16 protein-coding genes are annotated in these 18,399 nt (G+C 38.1%); 15 read left to right on the top strand and 1 reads right to left on the bottom strand.

Going from position 1 to position 18,399, the window contains the following annotated elements:
* Positions 1 to 74 precede the first annotated feature (74 nt).
* The 15 genes from NITER_RS06920 to nuoN are packed head-to-tail and all read left to right on the top strand — an operon-like array spanning position 75 to position 17,481.
* On the top strand, positions 75 to 464 hold the full coding sequence (locus tag NITER_RS06920; RefSeq protein WP_084276565.1) for an NAD(P)H-quinone oxidoreductase subunit 3: 390 nt from the start codon (positions 75 to 77) through the stop codon (positions 462 to 464).
* A complete protein-coding gene (locus tag NITER_RS06915) occupies positions 446 to 955 on the top strand; it encodes a NuoB/complex I 20 kDa subunit family protein (protein WP_084275237.1) in 510 nt (169 codons plus the stop codon). Before NITER_RS06920 ends, NITER_RS06915 begins: the two co-directional genes overlap by 19 nt.
* Entirely contained in the window at positions 955 to 1,746 is a 792-nt protein-coding gene (locus NITER_RS06910; protein WP_143779627.1) for an NADH-quinone oxidoreductase subunit C, read from the top strand. Before NITER_RS06915 ends, NITER_RS06910 begins: the two co-directional genes overlap by 1 nt.
* 10 nt (positions 1,747 to 1,756) lie before the next feature.
* Positions 1,757 to 2,989 (top strand): NADH dehydrogenase (quinone) subunit D, encoded by a 1,233-nt coding sequence (gene nuoD, locus NITER_RS06905; RefSeq protein ID WP_084275239.1) that lies wholly within the window; start codon positions 1,757 to 1,759, stop codon positions 2,987 to 2,989.
* 18 nt (positions 2,990 to 3,007) lie between these two features.
* Positions 3,008 to 3,250 (top strand): NADH-ubiquinone oxidoreductase subunit E family protein, encoded by a 243-nt coding sequence (locus tag NITER_RS06900; RefSeq protein ID WP_084275240.1) that lies wholly within the window; start codon positions 3,008 to 3,010, stop codon positions 3,248 to 3,250.
* 12 nt (positions 3,251 to 3,262) lie between these two features.
* Positions 3,263 to 5,305, top strand: a complete 2,043-nt coding sequence (locus tag NITER_RS06895; protein WP_084275241.1) for an FAD-dependent oxidoreductase — start codon at positions 3,263 to 3,265, stop codon at positions 5,303 to 5,305.
* Positions 5,306 to 5,314: 9 nt separating this feature from the next.
* Entirely contained in the window at positions 5,315 to 7,588 is a 2,274-nt protein-coding gene (locus tag NITER_RS06890) for an NADH-quinone oxidoreductase subunit G (protein WP_084275242.1), read from the top strand.
* Entirely contained in the window at positions 7,585 to 10,071 is a 2,487-nt protein-coding gene (locus tag NITER_RS06885; protein ID WP_084275243.1) for an NADH-quinone oxidoreductase subunit G, read from the top strand. Before NITER_RS06890 ends, NITER_RS06885 begins: the two co-directional genes overlap by 4 nt.
* A gap of 1 nt (position 10,072) precedes the next feature.
* Entirely contained in the window at positions 10,073 to 11,065 is a 993-nt protein-coding gene (nuoH, locus tag NITER_RS06880) for an NADH-quinone oxidoreductase subunit NuoH (RefSeq protein ID WP_084275244.1), read from the top strand.
* Between the two features lie 11 nt (positions 11,066 to 11,076).
* Complete coding sequence (nuoI, locus tag NITER_RS06875; RefSeq protein ID WP_084275245.1) at positions 11,077 to 11,688, top strand: NADH-quinone oxidoreductase subunit NuoI; 612 nt, start codon at positions 11,077 to 11,079, stop codon at positions 11,686 to 11,688.
* Between the two features lie 12 nt (positions 11,689 to 11,700).
* Positions 11,701 to 12,261 carry an NADH-quinone oxidoreductase subunit J gene (locus NITER_RS06870; protein WP_084275246.1) on the top strand — a complete coding sequence of 187 codons (561 nt, stop codon included), beginning with the start codon at positions 11,701 to 11,703 and terminating at the stop codon, positions 12,259 to 12,261.
* Complete coding sequence (nuoK, locus tag NITER_RS06865; RefSeq protein ID WP_084275247.1) at positions 12,258 to 12,560, top strand: NADH-quinone oxidoreductase subunit NuoK; 303 nt, start codon at positions 12,258 to 12,260, stop codon at positions 12,558 to 12,560. The genes NITER_RS06870 and nuoK overlap by 4 nt, the downstream gene beginning before the upstream one ends.
* A 9-nt stretch (positions 12,561 to 12,569) precedes the next feature.
* Complete coding sequence (nuoL, locus tag NITER_RS06860; protein ID WP_084275248.1) at positions 12,570 to 14,459, top strand: NADH-quinone oxidoreductase subunit L; 1,890 nt, start codon at positions 12,570 to 12,572, stop codon at positions 14,457 to 14,459.
* Positions 14,460 to 14,470: 11 nt separating this feature from the next.
* On the top strand, positions 14,471 to 15,997 hold the full coding sequence (locus NITER_RS06855) for an NADH-quinone oxidoreductase subunit M (RefSeq protein WP_084275249.1): 1,527 nt from the start codon (positions 14,471 to 14,473) through the stop codon (positions 15,995 to 15,997).
* The gene (gene nuoN / locus NITER_RS06850; RefSeq protein WP_084275250.1) at positions 15,994 to 17,481 is read left to right on the top strand and encodes an NADH-quinone oxidoreductase subunit NuoN; all 1,488 of its coding nucleotides are present in this window, start codon (positions 15,994 to 15,996) and stop codon (positions 17,479 to 17,481) included. Before NITER_RS06855 ends, nuoN begins: the two co-directional genes overlap by 4 nt.
* On the opposite strand, the gene miaA is transcribed toward nuoN, so the two are convergent.
* The gene (gene miaA / locus NITER_RS06845; RefSeq protein WP_084275251.1) at positions 17,478 to 18,371 is read right to left on the bottom strand and encodes a tRNA (adenosine(37)-N6)-dimethylallyltransferase MiaA; all 894 of its coding nucleotides are present in this window, start codon (positions 18,369 to 18,371) and stop codon (positions 17,478 to 17,480) included. The two genes, nuoN and miaA, sit on opposite strands and share 4 nt — an antisense overlap.
* Between the last annotated feature and the right edge of the window lie 28 nt (positions 18,372 to 18,399).

The following is an 18,399-nucleotide window of genomic DNA, read 5'->3' as shown; positions in this document are numbered from 1 at the left end:
TTTTAAAATTCTTTTTGTTACACTTGCAGATAGATATATTAGGCGACTGCCCATTTACTAAAGGAGCATAGATGATGAGTCATATGGATGTGGCGCATCCCTATTTTGGTGCGTTTTTACTCTTTGTTATAACAGCTATAGCCTTTACGGCCACAACTGCAGCTGCGAGATTTGTCAGTAGAAGATTGGCACGTCTTGATACAGAAAAACTCAAAGTTGCAATATATGAGTGTGGTCCTGAGCCCGATAAGCAACCAAACAGAATCTCTGCGCAATTTTATCTCATTGCACTTCTTTTTATTCTGTTTGATGTTGAGATTATATTCATGTTTCCTTGGGCGATAGACTTTAAAATACTTGGTTGGTTTGGGTTTGCTGAGATGATACTCTTTATTTTGCTTTTGGCTATAGGTTTTGTATATGCATGGAAGAAAGGAGCTTTGGAATGGCACAGCATCAAGTAAATTTTGCTTCAAATGCGGGTTTACCCGTTGCACTCACAACTGTAGACAAATTAGTCAATTGGGGACGTACCAATTCTCTTTGGGTACTTACCTATGGACTTGCGTGCTGTGCTATCGAGATGATGGCAAGTGGTGCAAGCCGATACGATTTTGACCGATTTGGTGTAATCTTTCGGGCTAGTCCTCGCCAATCTGATGTTATGATTGTTGCTGGAACACTTACGAAAAAGCATGCTGAATTTATTCGTAGACTGTACGATCAAATGGCAGAGCCAAAATGGGTTATATCTATGGGTAGCTGTGCAAATACTGGTGGGATGTTTAATACTTATGCAACTGTACAAGGGGTAGATAGAGTAATCCCTGTAGATATCTATCTTCCTGGCTGTGCTCCAAGACCAGAAACGTTGCAGTACGCTGTAATGCTTTTACAAAAAAAATTGCGCAAGCGCTCTATTTTTCAAAAACAAAAACCTAAAAGGCTTGTATAATGAGACCTTATAGACCAAAAGATAACGTACAAAAAAAATCGTACTATACCGATCGCTTTTGGGTGGCTCCAAAAATTCCTCATGAGCCGGTAGAAGATGAAGTTTTTAAAGCTGATTTAGCAAGTCTCAAAAAAAGTGTAAAAGTCAAAGATGCCTATATTGAACGGGGGCAGATGGTAATCATTGTTGATGCAAAGGATAATGTAGCTACGCTTAAACATCTCAAAGAAGAGTGTGGTTATGATGTTCTTTCTGAAATGAGCGCAATCGATTACTTAGCAAAAGATGGAGAGTTTGAGATTTTTTATCAACTTCTTGCAATGAGTAAGCGAAAACGTGTGCGCGTAAAATGTCGTATTAAAGAGGATCAGGCCATTGAGAGTGTCGAGCCTCTTTTTCGCAGTGCAGACTGGAGTGAACGAGAGATGTATGATATGTTTGGCATCAAAGTCAACAACCATCCATATCTCAAACGCATCTTAATGCCTGAAGATTGGGTTGGTCATCCTTTACGCAAAGCATATCCACTCCATGGTGATGAGGCAGCACAATGGTATGAAGTGGATAAGATTTTTGGAAAAGAGTATCGAGATGTAATCGGTCCGGAGCAAAGAGATCCGGCTTATATCAGCACAACAGATACCTGCAATTTTGCACGAATCTATCATGAAGTGCCAAGATGTGCAGATCCAAATAGTGAGCCAGAGCAGATTGAGAGTTTCAATGAGGATGCGCCACTTGTTGAGACATTTGATCTTAAAAAAGCAAAAATAGTAGATAAAACACGATAAGGGCTTGAATATGCAACAAAGAAATAGATTAGAGCCATATTTTGAAAACCTGGTTTTCGAGCGTGATGACAATAAAATGATCATAAACTTTGGACCACAGCATCCATCTGCCCACGGACAGCTCAGACTCATTCTTGAGATGGATGGAGAGCAGATAACCAAGGCAGTTCCTGATATTGGATATCTGCACCGTGGTATGGAAAAGATGGGCGAAAACATGATTTACAATGAGTTTTTGCCTACAACAGATCGTATGGATTATATTGCTGCAACTTCCAATAACTACGCTTTTGCATTAGCAGTAGAGCGTCTGCTTGGTATAGAAGATAAGGTGCCACGCAGAGCTAAAGTTATCCGAATGATTTTGCTTGAGCTCAATAGAATCATTTCACACCTTTTTTGGCTTGCAACACATGCCCTTGATGTAGGTGCGATGAGTGTCTTTTTGTACTGTTTTAGAGAGCGTGAACATGCAATGGATTTAATCGAAGATTACTGTGGTGCAAGGCTTACTCACAGTTCTGTACGCATTGGAGGAGTACCTCTTGATCTGCCAGAAGGCTGGATGGAACGTCTTAATTGGTTTTTAAATAAACTTCCTGAGCAGATTGAACTCTATGAAGGACTCCTTACACAAAATCGCATCTGGCGAATGCGTCTTGAAGAGGTGGGAGTTATTCCACCAGAAATGGCAAAGCAGTGGGCATGTAGTGGAATTATGCTCAGAGGAAGTGGAATAGAGTATGATATACGCAAAGAGGAGCCGTATGAGCTCTATGATGAAGTTGATTTTGATATTCCTGTAAGTGATAGATGCGATAGCTATGGCCGCTACCTTCTTTATATGGAAGAGATGCGTCAAAGTATAAAAATTATTCGCCAACTCATCCCAATGTATAAAGATACAGAGCCGCAACTCATGGCGCATGTACCACAATATATAAGTGCTCCAAAAGAGGACATTATGACGCAGAACTACTCTTTGATGCAGCACTTTGTATTGGTGACGCAGGGTATGCGTCCACCAGTGGGAGAGGTCTATGTACCAACAGAATCGCCTAAAGGAGAGCTTGGATTTTTTATACGTAGTGAAGGAGAGCCATATCCTTACCGCTTAAAAATTAGAGCACCAAGCTTTTGGCATACAGGTATTTTACAAGATCTCTTACCTGGGCACTATCTTGCAGATGTGGTAACAATTATTGGTTCGACTAATATAGTATTTGGTGAGATTGATAGATAAAGCGCATAAGGAACAGTTATGGTCAGATATGATTTGAGACATCTCCATGAGGACTTTTATGATCGTATGGTAGAACTTCTTGATAAAAATGTAAAGAGTGGAGAAGTAGCAATTTTTCTCTTTGAAGTAGTAACAAATGGCAAAAGCAATTTTGATGCAGTACAAAAAAGTGCTGATGTTATCAAAGAGCAAGGGCATGAACTTCTTAATTCATTGAAATTCAATGAGGTTGACTGGACGATAGTTGTCAGAAAAAAATAAGAGGGTAGTATTGTGAGTAAAGTATACTTTTCATGCTGGAAAGATGAGTTGATCGACAACAGAGGAAAACCACAGGAAGAGTGGGCAGAATCTGCTTATAATTTTCCGGTCAACTACAATATTGATCTTGCATCCAAAGCATTTATTGGATGGGCAGGTTTTGCTCTTTTCGATGAAGATGTAGATGTGGTAAAACTCGCAACTGAATATGCTGCCCAATATCAAATCTATTCTGAAGCTTGTGGAAGATGTGCTCCAGGAAGATGGGGTGGAAGAATTTTATATGATCTTTTTGACAAGATTGCAAGAGGTGAGGGCGAAGAGAGCGACGTAGAGCACCTCAAAGAGGTCTCTCGCACTATGATGGAGACAAGTAAATGTGAAATTGGACGCACTGTTCCAAAGCCGCTTCTTGATATTTTGACACACTTTTCTGATGAGATTTATGATCTTATAACAAATAAAAAACCATCAAAGTACTATAACAATCCTGAGATTAGCTATATTGCAAAAGTTACTGCACCTTGTATGGATGCATGTCCTGCTCATGTTGATATTCCAGCCTACATTGAGGGTGTTCGCGATTTGCGCTATGACGATAGTCTCAAAGCAACAAGAAAGACTATGCCTCTAGCACATACATGTGGGCGCGTCTGCCCCCATCCATGTGAAGATGAGTGTAGGCGAGCCAATCTTGATGAGCCTATTTCTATTATGGAACTCAAAAGAATTGGGGCTGATTTTGAGGATGAGCATGGTCTTTTCTGGCTTCATCCAAAGGAGCAAAAGCCGCTTAATGGCAAAAAGGTTGCTGTCATTGGAGCAGGCCCTGCAGGATTAGCAGGTGCATATTATATGGCGCTTGAAGGTGTAGCATGCGATGTATATGAAGAGTTACCGGTACTAGGTGGCGAAGTTGCTGTTGGGGTACCAGAGTATCGTATGCCTGTTGATAAATACAACAAAGATATCGAAGCGGTTCATTCCCTTGAAGGTGTGCGGTTTATCACAGGTAAACGCGTTACTGCTGAGGATATGAGAAAATTTGAAAAAGAGTATGATGCTATATTGGTTGCCACTGGAACGAGAATTAGTAAAAAAGTGCGAGCAAAAAATGAGCGCCCAGAAATCAAAGGATACTGGCCGGCTATTAACTTTCTTGACTGTATCAATCTCTATGTGAAGTATGGAATACCAGTCCCTGAGGAGATTAGAAAACAGCAGCATCTCGATAAAGAGTATGTGGATCTGACTGGAAAAACCCTTGTGTGTGTTGGTGGGGGATTTACTTCTATGGACGTTGTACGTTGTGCGGTAAGAGCTAATGCGAAAAAAGTAATTATGCTCTATCGCCGTGATGAAGCTACAATTATTCGTAACACAACATATGAAGAGTACCATGAAGCTGTAGAAGAGGGAGTTGAATTTATATTTTACTCTGCAGTAGAAGAGATTATTACTGATGAAAATGATAATCTCAAAGCATTAAAAGTTAACCGCTTTGAGCTCATCCCTGATCCAAACGGTGGAAGGCCGCAACTACAAAAAATTGAGGGTGCAGATTTTACTATTGAGTGTGACTATCTGGTGCCTGCAGTAAGCCAGAGTGCAGATCTCTCACACCTTCCAGAAGAGTGGGAGATAGAGCTTACAAGTTGGGGTACAATAAAAACAGATGGTAAAACCTATATGAGTTCACGTAAAGGCGTTTTTGCAGCAGGTGATTGCGAATATGGCCCAATGACAATTGTTAACGCTGTGGGGCAGGCAAAGAGAGCTGCAAGTGTTATAAGCAGATATGTTCTCACAGGTGAGGTGAGTTTAACTGATGAGGAAATTATGGAAGATCATCTCAGAGCACTCAAAGTTTATGATAAAAAAGAGAAGATTCGAGGCTGGCTGCCTGGAATTCCTCGCCAAGTGAGCGAAAAACTCACAGTTGATGAACGTAAATATACAAATGAAGAGGTCAATCTCGGTTTTACACAAGAGCAAGCGATCGCCGAAGCAGAGCGATGCATGCGGTGTTATTATATAGCAATGGTTGCAGTGTAAGGGCTGATGATGGTGAAATTTTATATAGATGGCAAAGAGGTTGTAGCACAAAAGGGCGAAACTATTTTACAGGTAGCCAGAAGGGAAGGCATTTATATCCCTACAATGTGCTATCTCTCAAAAGTGAAGCCAATTGAGTCATGTAGACTTTGTGTTGTAGAGGTTGAGGGAGTGGATGGATTTGTACTGAGTTGTCAAACTCCTGTAACACCAGATATTAATGTAATAACTAACTCGCCCGAGCTGTATGAGCATAGACAAAATATTATGAAGCTCTATGATGTCAACCATCCACTAGAGTGTGGTGTATGTGACAAAAGCGGCGAGTGTGATCTGCAGAATAAAACTCTGGAATTTAACGTTGGTTCACAAGAATTTACAGCAAAAGATCAGTATCGTCCTATACAATATTGGAAATATATCCAGTATGATCCAAGTCTTTGTATATTGTGCGAAAAGTGTGTGCATGTTTGCAACGAAGTTATAGGTGATGATGCGATTGATATCTACTTTGGGGGATATAAATCACATATCATTCCAAAAAATGCCGAAACTCTCGATTGTACTTTTTGTGGAGAGTGTATAGCGGTATGTCCTGTTGGAGCTCTTATTAGCTCAGATTTCAAATACACTTCAAACGCTTGGGAACTCAGACGTATTCCAGCTTCATGTGCGCATTGTAGTGCAGCTTGCCATCTCTATTATGAAGTTAAGCACGATTCTATATTCAACCCAGATCCAAAAATCTATCGTGTAAAAAATGAGTTTGAATTTGCAACGCTTTGTGGTGCAGGTAGATTTGGATTTGATTTTGAAAATAGAGCAAAAAAAGATGAAAAAGCATTCGAAAATGCAATAGCAGCTTTTCAAAAAGCAGATACCATAGAGTTTACTTCTTTCATTACCAATGAAGAAGCCTTCATTTTGCAAAAATTGAAAGAGAAATTTGGTTATAAGCTCATTAATAAAGAGGCACGTGCATATCAAAAATTTTTACAAAACTACGGATCTTATAGTGGGAAAAGCCTCTATACAGCAGATTTAGAAAGTATAAAGAAAAGTGATTTTATTATACTTCTTGGAACATTTAGCTCTTCAGACAATCCTGCTGTACGCTACGCTTATACTGTTGCTCATAAACATCGTAAAGCTGAAATTATCAATATGCATCCGATTGAAGATGATCTTCTTAAACCTATTGTGACAAAATTTGTCAAATATGAAGTGGGAAGTGAAGAAGCGGTCTTGGCGATGCTACTTGATGCATTGCTTGATAATGAAGCAAAGAAAAAAGTAGGGAAAAAGTGGTTTGAAAGTCTCGATATTGGCTACTTGAGTGCAGAGTCAAGCGTAGGTGAAGAAGAGATTGGTGAAATTATTGCAAGGCTGCAAAGAAAAAAACGTTTACGTGAAACAAATTTTACACTCATTCTTGGCGAGGATCTCTACACTCATCCGAGGGCAGAGAATATAGCGAAGTTGGCTGGGATAATAGAGAGATTTACAGATTTTCAAGTGATGCTTATACCACCAAAGACAAATAGCTTGGGAGTAGCATTAATATGTGAACTTGATGATGAGGCAGGGGAGTATACAATAGGCTATAACATAAAAGGCGATTTTACATTGAGTGCTTTGGGAGATGGGGATCTTGATATGCCAGCACTCAATCAACAAGAGGGTACATTTACAAATATCGATAAGCGAGTAGTACCAACAAATGTTGCATTGCCATATGAGGGGTATGTACTTAATGATATAGCACGAGCTTTGGGAGTGAGTGATAAAGAGTATACAATAGAGTTTACCCAGGAGCTTCCGCAAGAAAAAGGGTATCAAGAAGTTGCATTTGATGACTTGCCAAATGAGTTTTTGAATGATGGGACAGAGCAAAGAGGGTATGTATTAAAGATACAAAAAGTGAATCTATCAAGAAAAAATGCAGAGCCAATAGAGGAGTTGCCAGAATTTAATGGTACAGTAATCTATAGATGTGAACCTGTTTTACAGTTTAGCCCTTTTACGAACAAAGCGCATCAGCTTGCATGGGAGTGCGATTTAGTAGGCTCTGAGCAGTTTAGTGTAGCAGCGAAATTAGAAGATGGCGATCATGTAGTGATTCATTCACGCCATGGAGAGATATATAAAAAATTTAAAATTGATAAAAAGCTCAAAGGGACTATTGCACTATTGGGTGTAAGTGATATGGGTGAGAAGTATTTTGCAATGCAAGATTCATATCGCTATGAAAAAGTAAAAATCACAAAGAGAGATGAGCTATGAGTGAGAAAATTAAAATTACAATAGATGGTAAAGAGTGTGAAACGGTTGCAGGTGAATATGTACTCAATGTAGCAAGAGCTAACGGTATATTTATACCGGCTATTTGCTATTTGACAAACTGCTCACCAACACTTGCTTGTAGGCTTTGTCTTGTAGAAGCTGATGGTAAGCAGGTATATGCATGTAACGCTAAAGCAAAAGATGGTATGAGTATTGTGACAGTGACAGAAAATATCATTAAAGAGCGCCGCGCTATCATGGAAGTGTATGATGTCAACCATCCGCTTGAGTGTGGTGTGTGTGATCAAAGTGGTGAGTGTGAGCTGCAAAATTATACTCTTGAGATGGGAGTGGATGAACAGCACTATGCTATACGCGATACATATCGCCCAGTGAAAAAGTGGAACTTTATCCATTATGACTCCTCTTTGTGTATTGTATGTGAGCGTTGTGTAACTGTGTGTAAAGATATGATAGGTGATGCAGCACTCAAAACTGTTCCACGAGGTGGTGATGCACTTGATAAATCATGGAAAGAGCAGATGCCAAAAGATGCATACGCCATGTGGAATAAGCTCCAAAAATCAATCATTGGTGCAGTAGCTGGTGATGAGCTTGATTGTACCTGGTGTGGTGAGTGTATCAGTGTATGTCCAGTGGGTGCTTTAGTAAGCGAAGATTATCACTATACGACAAACTCTTGGGAGCTTAATAAAATCCCAGCTGCATGTGCACACTGTAGTGCTGCATGTCATCTCTACTATGAGACAAAACACACCTCTATTGAAAATCCTGAGCCAAAGATTTATCGTGTAACAAATGAGTTTCATTATCAACCATTGTGTGGGGCAGGAAGATTTGGATTTGATTTTGAAAACCGCCAAGTTAAAAAAGATGAAAAGGCATTTAACAGTGCATTAGAAGCGTTTAAAAAAGCTGATACTATCGCTTTTGATTCCTATGTTACTAATGAAGAAGCGCTCATTTTGCAAAAACTCAAAGAAAAATATGGCTATAAACTTCTCAATGAGGATGCATTACGATTTAAAAGATTTTTAGAAAACTACTCTTCTTACAGCGGCAAATCACTACCAAGTGCTCAAGTAAAAGATGTGCATGAAAGCAATTTTGTCATATCAGTGGGAACAGCACTCAAGAGTGATAATCCTCGCGTGCGCTATGCATTTAACAATGCAGTGAAGATGAATAAAGGTGGTGGTATCTATTTTCATCCAATAAAAGATCCTATTATCGAAGCTCTTGGAAAAACAGTAGTTCCAGTTTACCATAAACCTCTCAAAGAAGAGGCTGTGCTTTACTTTATTTTGCAAGAGTTTGCCCAAAGAGAAGAACTTCCAAAATATATTGCTGAATATCTTGATTCACTAATGACAACGAAAACGAAAGAGGTTGAAGAGACTATTAAAGAAAAAGTTGTTGAAGTTGTAGAAGAGACCATTGTAGATGAAAAAACAGGAAAAGAGAAAAAGGTACAGAAAAAGATTACAAAAGAGGTTCCAAAAAAAGTAAAGAAAAAGATTGAGTATCAGGTGAGTAAACTCTATGAAATGATTGATGCACCTGAAGATCTTATGGAAAAACTTAAAAAAGTACTTGCTAAAAAGGAAAAGGCTGCACTCATTCTTGGCGAGGATCTCTACACTCATCCGAGGGCAGAGAATATAGCGAAGTTGGCTGGGATAATAGAGAGATTTACAGATTTTCAAGTGATGCTTATACCACCAAAGACAAATAGCTTGGGAGTAGCATTAATATGTGAACTTGATGATGAGGCAGGGGAGTATACAATAGGCTATAACATAAAAGGCGATTTTACATTGAGTGCTTTGGGAGATGGGGATCTTGATATGCCAGCACTCAATCAACAAGAGGGTACATTTACAAATATCGATAAGCGAGTAGTACCAACAAATGTTGCATTGCCATATGAGGGGTATGTACTTAATGATATAGCACGAGCTTTGGGAGTGAGTGATAAAGAGTATACAATAGAGTTTACCCAGGAGCTTCCGCAAGAAAAAGGGTATCAAGAAGTTGCATTTGATGACTTGCCAAATGAGTTTTTGAATGATGGGACAGAGCAAAGAGGGTATGTATTAAAGATACAAAAAGTGAATCTATCAAGAAAAAATGCAGAGCCAATAGAGGAGTTGCCAGAATTTAATGGTACAGTAATCTATAGATGTGAACCTGTTTTACAGTTTAGCCCTTTTACGAACAAAGCGCATCAGCTGCAAGAACACGGAAAGTTGTATGCAAGTGAAACATTTTTGCATGAATTTGACCTGAAAGAGGGTGATAAAGTTAATATTCAAAAAGATGATATTACCATAACAGTAGAAGTAGCATTGGATGATAAAATTGGATCTGGTGCATATATCGGGACTTTTGATAAGAGTATAGATATTGCGCCTTTATTTAAAGGCTATAGATTTACAGAAGTAAAACTGCAAAAGGTGTAAGATGGAAGGGGCATTTGTAATCGAGACAATAATCAAGATCTTGATTGTTTTAGGACTCTTTTCGGCATTAGCCGGTTTTGGTACCTATGTAGAGCGTAAGGTACTTGCATTTATGCAGCGAAGATTGGGACCTATGCATGTTGGTCCATATGGTCTTTTGCAGGTATTGGCTGACGGTATCAAACTTTTTACTAAAGAGGACTTTATTCCACAGGGTGCTGTAAAACCGATTTTTATGATTGCACCAGTTATAACAGCTGCTACTGCGTTTATTGCTATGGCAGCAATACCGATGTTTCCAGAATTTACTGTTGGTGGTTATACAGTTAAACCAATTATTTCTGATATAAATGTAGGTTTGCTCTTTGTCTTGGGTGTAATGGCAACAGGCCTTTACGGTCCACTTCTAGCAGGTATGGCTTCTCAGAACAAATGGGGAATACTTGGTGCTGCAAGGACTGCTATTCAGTTTTTGAGTTATGAAGTTGTGACAGGTTTGTCTGTCCTTGCACCAGTGATGATAGTTGGTTCTCTTTCTTTGATCGATTTTAATAATTATCAAACAGGAGGAGTGAGTAATTGGCTTATCTGGAAGCAGCCAATAGCATTTATTCTCTTTTTGATTGCAGGATTTGCTGAGACTAACAGAACACCTTTTGACTTACTTGAGCATGAAGCAGAAGTGATTTCAGGTTATGCCACAGAGTATAGTGGAATGCGTTGGGGGATGTTTTTTATAGGTGAATATGCAAATATGTTTACGCTTGGATTTCTTGCTAGCCTTATATTCTTAGGAGGATTTAACGATCTTTGGTTTATCCCAGGCGCAATTGCGATTTTATTGAAAGTATTTTTTATATTCTTCTTTTTCTTATGGACAAGAGCTTCTTGGCCACATGTAAGACCAGATCAACTCATGTGGCTATGTTGGAAAGTATTGATGCCTTTGGCTGTTGTAAATGTGGTCATCACTGGTATAGTGATGATGTTTTAAGGGGGGAATTGATGAGTGGATTAGAGCAGTTTAAAGATAGAAATGTTTCGCAAAACTACTATAAAGTCAAAATTGAGCCATATCCAAAAACTGGTTGGGAAAAGTTCAAACGAGTAGTTAAAAGAAGTATAAAATTAGAGCTCTTTGTAGGTTTGAAAATCACATTAATGGAGATGTTGCGATTTAATATCCATACGATTCAATATCCAAAAGAGAAATTACCAATAGGTCCACGCTATAGAGCAGTCCATAAACTATTACGACTGCTTGAGAGTGGGACTGAGCGCTGTATTGGATGCGGATTGTGTGAGAAGATCTGTATTGCGAACTGTATTAGAATCGATACAAAAGTAGATGAATTTGGAAGAAAAATCCCTACCGAATATACAATCAATTTTGGACGTTGCATCTTTTGTGGGTACTGCGCAGAAGTGTGCCCAGAGCTTGCAATTGTCCATGGACAAGATTATGAAAATGCAAGTGAACAGCGCGCTCATTTTGCACTGAAAGAGGACATGCTTACACCTCTTGATAAACTTAAAGAACAAAAAGAGTACCCTGGATTTGGTGCGCCTACGCCGGCTGCAGATAAACTTATCAAAAAAACGCCATTAGCGTATTAAAAAGGTATAGAGATGGTTGAAGCAATTGCATTTTATCTTTTTGCAGCGTTGACAATAGTGATGTTTACAATTACTGTCATGACAAAAAATGCTCTCTATGCGCTCAGCTCATTGGCAGCAGGAATGATATTTATATCTGCTTTTTTCTTCTTGCTAGATGCTGATTTTCTTGGAGTTGTACAAATAATTGTTTATAGTGGTGCTGTAATGGCACTTTATGCCTTTGCTATGATGTTTTTTGATACCACGAAAGATGTTAAAGAGAAAAATCCATCTAAAAAGATTGTTTTCTTTCTCAGCGGTATGATTGCTCTATTGCTTGTTATTATTCTTTTGACTCCAATAATATCTGATAAAGTGCAAGCTTTACATCCTATAAGCGATGAGATTGGCAACGCTGAAGCTGTTGGTATTGTGCTTTTTACAAAGTATCTTGTTCCATTTGAAGTTGCTGCGGTTATGCTCTTAGTTGCAATGATTGCAGGAATAATACTTGCTAGCAAAAGAATGGATGAGAGTATTACACTTAAAATAGATCAAGAGATTGAACAAGATGAAAAGGTTGCTCAATGATTACGCTCACTCACTATTTAGTATTAGCAGCTATACTGTTTTGTATAGCCTTAGTAGGTATATTGCGTAGAAAAAATCTCCTCATGCTTTTCTTTGCTACAGAGATTGCGCTCAATGCTGTAAACATTGCATTGGCTGCTTTTTCTAAATATTATGGAGATTTAACAGGACAGCTTTTTGCCTTTTTTATAATTGCTATTGCGGCAAGTGAAGTAGCAGTAGGACTTGGGCTTTTGATTATCTGGTATAAGCGAAGAAATACGCTTGATCTTGATAGCCTACAATCAATGCATGGATAGGGGACAGGTATGGAGAAATTAGTTTTAACAGCACTCTTTGCGCCGCTTGTTGGCTCTTTGTTTGCAGCAATTTTTGGTGCAAAACCAAAAAAACTTATAACAGGGATAGTGACATCTGCACTGCTTTTTGTCTCACTCATCAGTTCACTCATTCTTCTTGGCCATTTGAGTGAAACAGATGAAGTTATTCATGTAAAACTCTTTGACTGGATAACTGTAGGTTCTCTCAATATTCCTTTTGGTTTTGTAGCGGACCACGTATCAGTCATTATGATGGTTACTGTTACAACAGTATCTGCTCTTGTACATGTATATTCAATTGGCTATATGGAGCACGACAAAGGTTTTAATCGTTTTTTTAGTTATCTCAGTGCTTTCGTTTTTTCTATGATGGTACTAGTTATGAGTGATAACTTTGCAGGCCTCTTTATTGGCTGGGAAGGTGTTGGACTTTGCTCATGGCTTCTTATCGGATTTTGGTATCACAAGAAAGATGAGTCACGTGATGTCAATCCTTCTATTAGTCCATCGTGGGCTGCGAATGAAGCGTTTATTATGAATAGGATTGCAGATCTTGGTATGCTCATTGGCCTTTTTCTCATCTATTGGAATGTTGGCTCATTGCAATATGATGTAGTATTTGCTCATGTTGATTTGTTTAATGTATCAGTAATTACTCTTATGGGTATCTTCCTCTTTATAGGTGCAATGGGAAAATCTGCCCAATTTCCACTTCATACATGGCTCGCTGATGCTATGGAAGGTCCTACACCAGTTTCTGCTCTTATCCATGCTGCTACAATGGTTACAGCAGGTGTATATCTTGTAGTGAGAGCATTTCCAATCTATTCACAAATACCGGATATAGGATTCTTTATTGCAAGTCTTGGTGCTTTTGTAGCAGTATTTGCTGCATCAATGGCATTGGTCAATACAGATCTTAAAAGAATTATTGCATACTCAACACTTTCACAACTTGGCTATATGTTTGTTGCAGCTGGTCTGGGCGTGTACTGGATAGCACTCTTTCACCTTATGACACATGCTTTTTTCAAAGCTTTGCTCTTTTTGGGTGCTGGAAATGTTATGCACGCAATGGATGATGAACTCAATATCTTCAAAATGGGTGGTCTCCATAAAGTAATGAAATGGACTGCTATATTAATGATAATAGCTTCATTGGCATTAGCAGGTATCTATCCTTTTGCCGGATTCTTCTCAAAAGATAAAATTTTAGAGGTTGCTTTTGATTCACACCACTATATCTTATGGTTTATGCTGTGGTTGGGTGCAGGTATGACAGCATTTTATAGTTTCCGCCTCATTATGCTTGTGTTTTTTGGAGAAGAGCGCTATAAAAAATATGGCTTTCATCCACATGAAGCGCACTGGTATATGTTAGCAGCTATGACACCACTTGCAATTTTGGCAATAATTGCTGGCTTTTTTGAAGAGGCTTTTGAAGAGTTTGTAACAAAAATCTTGCCAGAATACCATTTTCATGTTCACGGTATTGCAACAGTTGCACTCATTGGTGTGACAACTCTCATTGCATTAAGTGGTATTGCTTTTGCTATATATAAATATAGCCATGGCGGGTTTAGTGAAAAATGGAAAGAAAATCCGCTATATAAGCTTCTTTATAATCAATACTATATTCCTATTATTTATGAAAAGGTTTTTACACAGCCTTATAAAGAATTAAGTCAAATAGCTTGGAAGCAACTCGATTTACGTATAGTTGATGCAACAGTCGATTTTATTGCAGCAGTTATATACAAGACAGGTTTTGCAGGCCGTGTTATTCAAAGTGGTAATCTATCCAAAATGCTTCGTTGGATGGTAATAGGTCTGCTTGTGTTATTAGTATTAGTAATTATTTATAGCCCGGTAAGGTAAGGAGAGAGTTTATGGATCATATTTTATCATTACTGATATTTTTCCCGGCTCTTGCAGGAATGCTGGGATTTGTAGTGAAAAGAGACAATATTAAAGTGTATGGGATTACTGTAGCAGCCATTGAGTTTCTCCTTTCACTTGTATTATGGTTAAGTTTTGATTACTCTAATGGCGGCTTTCAATTTGCAGAAAGCATACCGCTTGTGCCAGATTATGGAATTAACTACCAATTAGGAGTTGATGGAATCTCACTATTTCTTATTGTTCTTTCAACTTTCATTACGTTGGTAGGGCTTATCTCACTTACAATTGAAAAGAATCTTAAAAATTTAATAATCTCCCTCCTCTTTCTTGAGATGACTATGGTGGGAGTCTTTGTTGCACTTGATGCAGTTGTATTTTATGTTTTTTGGGAACTCTCTCTCGTACCAATGCTCTATATCATAGGTTATTGGGGAAGTGAACTGCGTGTATATGCAGCTATTAAATTTTTCCTCTATACTTTTTTTGGTTCATTGATCATGCTTGTTGGTATGCTTTTTATGGCATATCTCTACTATCTAGCCACTGGCACTATTAGTTTTTCTATTCCAGAGTGGCATAGACTCATTTTGCCATACAATTATCAAATTTGGCTCTTCTTGGCATTTTTCCTGGGAATGGCTATCAAAGTGCCAATGTTTCCATTCCATACTTGGCTTCCATACGCCCATGGACAAGCTCCAACAATAGGTTCAGTTATTTTGGCAGCTGTGCTTTTGAAAATGGGTACTTATGGATTTGTACGATTTTCACTACCACTCTTTCCAGATGCCTCAGTTGCGCTAATTCCAGTGGTTGCATTTTTAGCGATTGTTATGGTTATCTATACAGCAATGGTTGCCTATGCTCAAGAAGATATGAAACAGGTTATTGCATATAGTTCAATTTCTCACATGGGTGTAATTGTTCTTGGTACATTCGCTATGAATGTTGAGGGCATTGCAGGCTCAATATTTCTCATGATTAGTCACGGAATTGTAAGTGGCGCTCTGTTTATGCTCGTAGGGAACATCTATGACAGACGGCATACAAAGCTCCTTACTGAATTTGGAGGACTTGCTTCTGTTATGCCAAAATATGCAACTATTTTTGGAATTGTATTGATGGCGTCTGTTGGCTTGCCACTAACAATTGGATTTGTAGGTGAATTTTTAAGTCTTATGGGTGTTTATAAAATTTCTACTGCTTATGCTTTGCTGGGAGGTACAGGAATTATATTGGGTGCAGCATATATGCTAAGACTTTATAAAATGGCTTTTTTTGGCCCTCTTACAAATGAAAAAAATAGAAATCTCCCAGATCTGAACTGGAAAGAGTTGACATCGCTCGTGTCATTAGTAGTTGTTATTGTATGGCTTGGGGTTAATCCAAATCCAGTGTTAAAGCCGATTAATAAAAGTGTAGAAAATATGCTGCAACTCATGGAGAAGAAGGCCATTACAAAAGAGGCAAAAGATATTCTTTCTCACAATAAAGTTGAATTGGAGGCAAAATAATGGAGCCCATTACTGTAAGTTTGGAATCTCTCTATCTCCCATCGCTCTTTCCAATGCTTATTGCGATAGCTGGAGGACTGACGATACTCATAGTAGATCTTATCAAAGAGAATCTCCATAAATCACTCTATGTCATGATAGCAGAGCTTTTTTTAGCACTTGATCTGGGAGCAGTAATTGGACTGCAAATAAATACAAGAGGTTTTTTTGATGTAATGTTTGTTGATGGAATAGCAATTCTGTCACAAATAATTATAGTGGTAGCCTCTATGCTTTTTATTCCACTTGCTCTTACGTCAAAACGTTTTCATGAGTTTAGTTTACCTGAATTTTTTGCTCTCTTTTTATTTATGGTTTCAGGTTTCCAATTTATGGTTGCATCTGATAACTTGATTTTAATCTTTGTTGGTTTAGAGACTGCAAGTCTTTCGCTCTATACTCTCATAGCATTGCATAACAGAGAAAAATCGTTTGAGGCTGCAATTAAATATTTTACTATGGGTGCGTTAGCTGCAGGGTTTTATGCATTTGGAGCGGCCCTATTTTATGGTCTTACTGGGAGTGTTGAGATCTATAAAATTGCTGAAGTGTTGAGTGCTAGAGGATATGAGCCTATTTGGGTTGTTTTGACTGCAGTATCATTTATGATTGCAGCATTAGGTTTTAAGCTCTCTATGGTACCGTTTCATACATGGACGCCAGATGTGTATGAGGGAGCAAGTGCAGCACTTGCAGGGTATATGTCGGTAGTGCCGAAAATTGCCGGTTTTGTTGTTGCAATGAGACTTTTTGAGTTTCTTATCCATAGTGATGTAACATGGGTGAGAGATATTCTCTACCTAGCTGTAGTAGTAACAATGACTTTTGCAAATATTGTTGCACTTGTACAAAAAGATGTAAAACGTATGCTTGCTTATAGCTCAATTAGTCATGCTGGTTTTGTAATGGCTGCAATTATGATAGGTACAACGCAAGCAAACAGTGGTCTCTTTTTATATTGGATTCTCTTTTTGTTTACAAACCTCGGTGCATTTACAATGCTTTGGATTTCTCGCCATAAGAAAAATATATGGGATACGAGATTTGATCATCCGTATGAAAAATTTTCTGGTCTTGTACAGATAATGCCAGTAGCAGCTACAATAATGGCAATTTTTATGTTAAGTCTTGCGGGTGTTCCACCTTTTAGTCTCTTTTGGGGTAAACTCTACATTATGGGTGCAGCTGTCAATGCAGGATACATAATTTTAGCAATTATTATGGCTATCAATAGTGCTATCAGTGCATACTACTATTTAAAACTCATTGTTTATATGTTTATGAGAGATCCTATTGATGGAAAGCAAGTTATTTACTTTAAAAACACTTCTCTTTCACTCAAAACTATTGTAGGTATCTCTGCGACATTTACTATACTCTCTTCATTTTTTATCTCGCCTATTCTTGGCTATATTACACAAATTGTAAGAGTTAGCGGCTTTTAAGCTAACTCTTCTTCTAACTTCTTTTTTAGATTATCCAGAGGAAGAGATATTTTATTCGCAAATTGTGTTTTATTGAATGTTTGTTGCCTCTTTGCTAGCTGACTTGTATGAACATTAATACTATGTACCAATTCTTCAATTGATTTAATTTTTCCATCGAGGTATGCAAGTGTCTCTTTGATTCCTATTGCTTTCATAGGATTTGGTGCTCTTGTATATTTTTTTTCAAGATAACAAATTTCATCGATGAGACCCAAATGAAGCATAGCTTCTGTTCGTGCAGCTATGCGTTTGCGTAAAATATCTCTTTGTATTACTATTTCATATATTTTTACATCTGCAATTTTTTGCGGGGGATGTTGTAAGAAATATTCAGTTGGTTTCATACCTGTTGCAAAGTAAATTTCCAGTCCCTTGAGGATTCGATACCTATCTCTTTGTGTAATTTTCTTAGCATAGGCAGGATCAATATTTTGCAAAAACTGGTATGCACCTGTTATATCAGTAAGCATTTTTTCGCATTTTTCTATAGTTACTCTATCACACTTAGGCATTGGCGAAAGCCCAGTGAGGAGTGTTTTGAGATAAAAACTACTTCCTCCAACTATGATGAGATTTTTGTTCTCTTTTTTACATGTCTGTTTAGCTTCCTTGTAAACTCCTAAAAATTGCTCTACATTAAAATGCTTATCTACGCTGCATATATCAATTCCAAAATGCTTGATCTTCCTCAGCTCCTTTTTTGAAGGTTTTGCAGAAACAATATCTATTTCCTTGTAAACAGAGAGGCTATCTACCGAGAGAATATATGCATTAAATTTGCTTGCTATTTCAATTGCTAAAGAGCTCTTTCCGCTTGCAGTTGGTCCAATAATTGCTATCTCTTTCATAAAGAAATTATACTAGTTTTTGTATAAT

It is taken from the genome of Nitratiruptor tergarcus DSM 16512 (assembly GCF_027946175.1).
Lineage (GTDB): Bacteria > Campylobacterota > Campylobacteria > Campylobacterales > Nitratiruptoraceae > Nitratiruptor > Nitratiruptor tergarcus.
Note: the sequence above shows the minus strand (reverse complement) of the source record. Positions and strands in the feature narration are given on the sequence as shown.

Bases quoted from the DNA above. Each gene is read 5' to 3' on its own strand.
- NITER_RS06855 (WP_084275249.1), top strand. From the start codon at position 14,471: ATGGATCATATTTTATCATTACTGATATTTTTCCCGGCTCTTGCAGGA.
- NITER_RS06900 (WP_084275240.1), top strand. From the start codon at position 3,008: ATGGTCAGATATGATTTGAGACATCTCCATGAGGACTTTTATGATCGT.
- NITER_RS06890 (WP_084275242.1), top strand. From the start codon at position 5,315: ATGGTGAAATTTTATATAGATGGCAAAGAGGTTGTAGCACAAAAGGGC.
- NITER_RS06915 (WP_084275237.1), top strand. From the start codon at position 446: ATGGCACAGCATCAAGTAAATTTTGCTTCAAATGCGGGTTTACCCGTT.
- nuoH (WP_084275244.1), top strand. From the start codon at position 10,073: ATGGAAGGGGCATTTGTAATCGAGACAATAATCAAGATCTTGATTGTT.
- nuoI (WP_084275245.1), top strand. From the start codon at position 11,077: ATGAGTGGATTAGAGCAGTTTAAAGATAGAAATGTTTCGCAAAACTAC.
- NITER_RS06885 (WP_084275243.1), top strand. From the start codon at position 7,585: ATGAGTGAGAAAATTAAAATTACAATAGATGGTAAAGAGTGTGAAACG.
- nuoK (WP_084275247.1), top strand. From the start codon at position 12,258: ATGATTACGCTCACTCACTATTTAGTATTAGCAGCTATACTGTTTTGT.
- NITER_RS06910 (WP_143779627.1), top strand. From the start codon at position 955: ATGAGACCTTATAGACCAAAAGATAACGTACAAAAAAAATCGTACTAT.
- NITER_RS06870 (WP_084275246.1), top strand. From the start codon at position 11,701: ATGGTTGAAGCAATTGCATTTTATCTTTTTGCAGCGTTGACAATAGTG.
- miaA (WP_084275251.1), bottom strand. From the start codon at position 18,371: ATGAAAGAGATAGCAATTATTGGACCAACTGCAAGCGGAAAGAGCTCT.
- nuoD (WP_084275239.1), top strand. From the start codon at position 1,757: ATGCAACAAAGAAATAGATTAGAGCCATATTTTGAAAACCTGGTTTTC.
- nuoL (WP_084275248.1), top strand. From the start codon at position 12,570: ATGGAGAAATTAGTTTTAACAGCACTCTTTGCGCCGCTTGTTGGCTCT.
- NITER_RS06920 (WP_084276565.1), top strand. From the start codon at position 75: ATGAGTCATATGGATGTGGCGCATCCCTATTTTGGTGCGTTTTTACTC.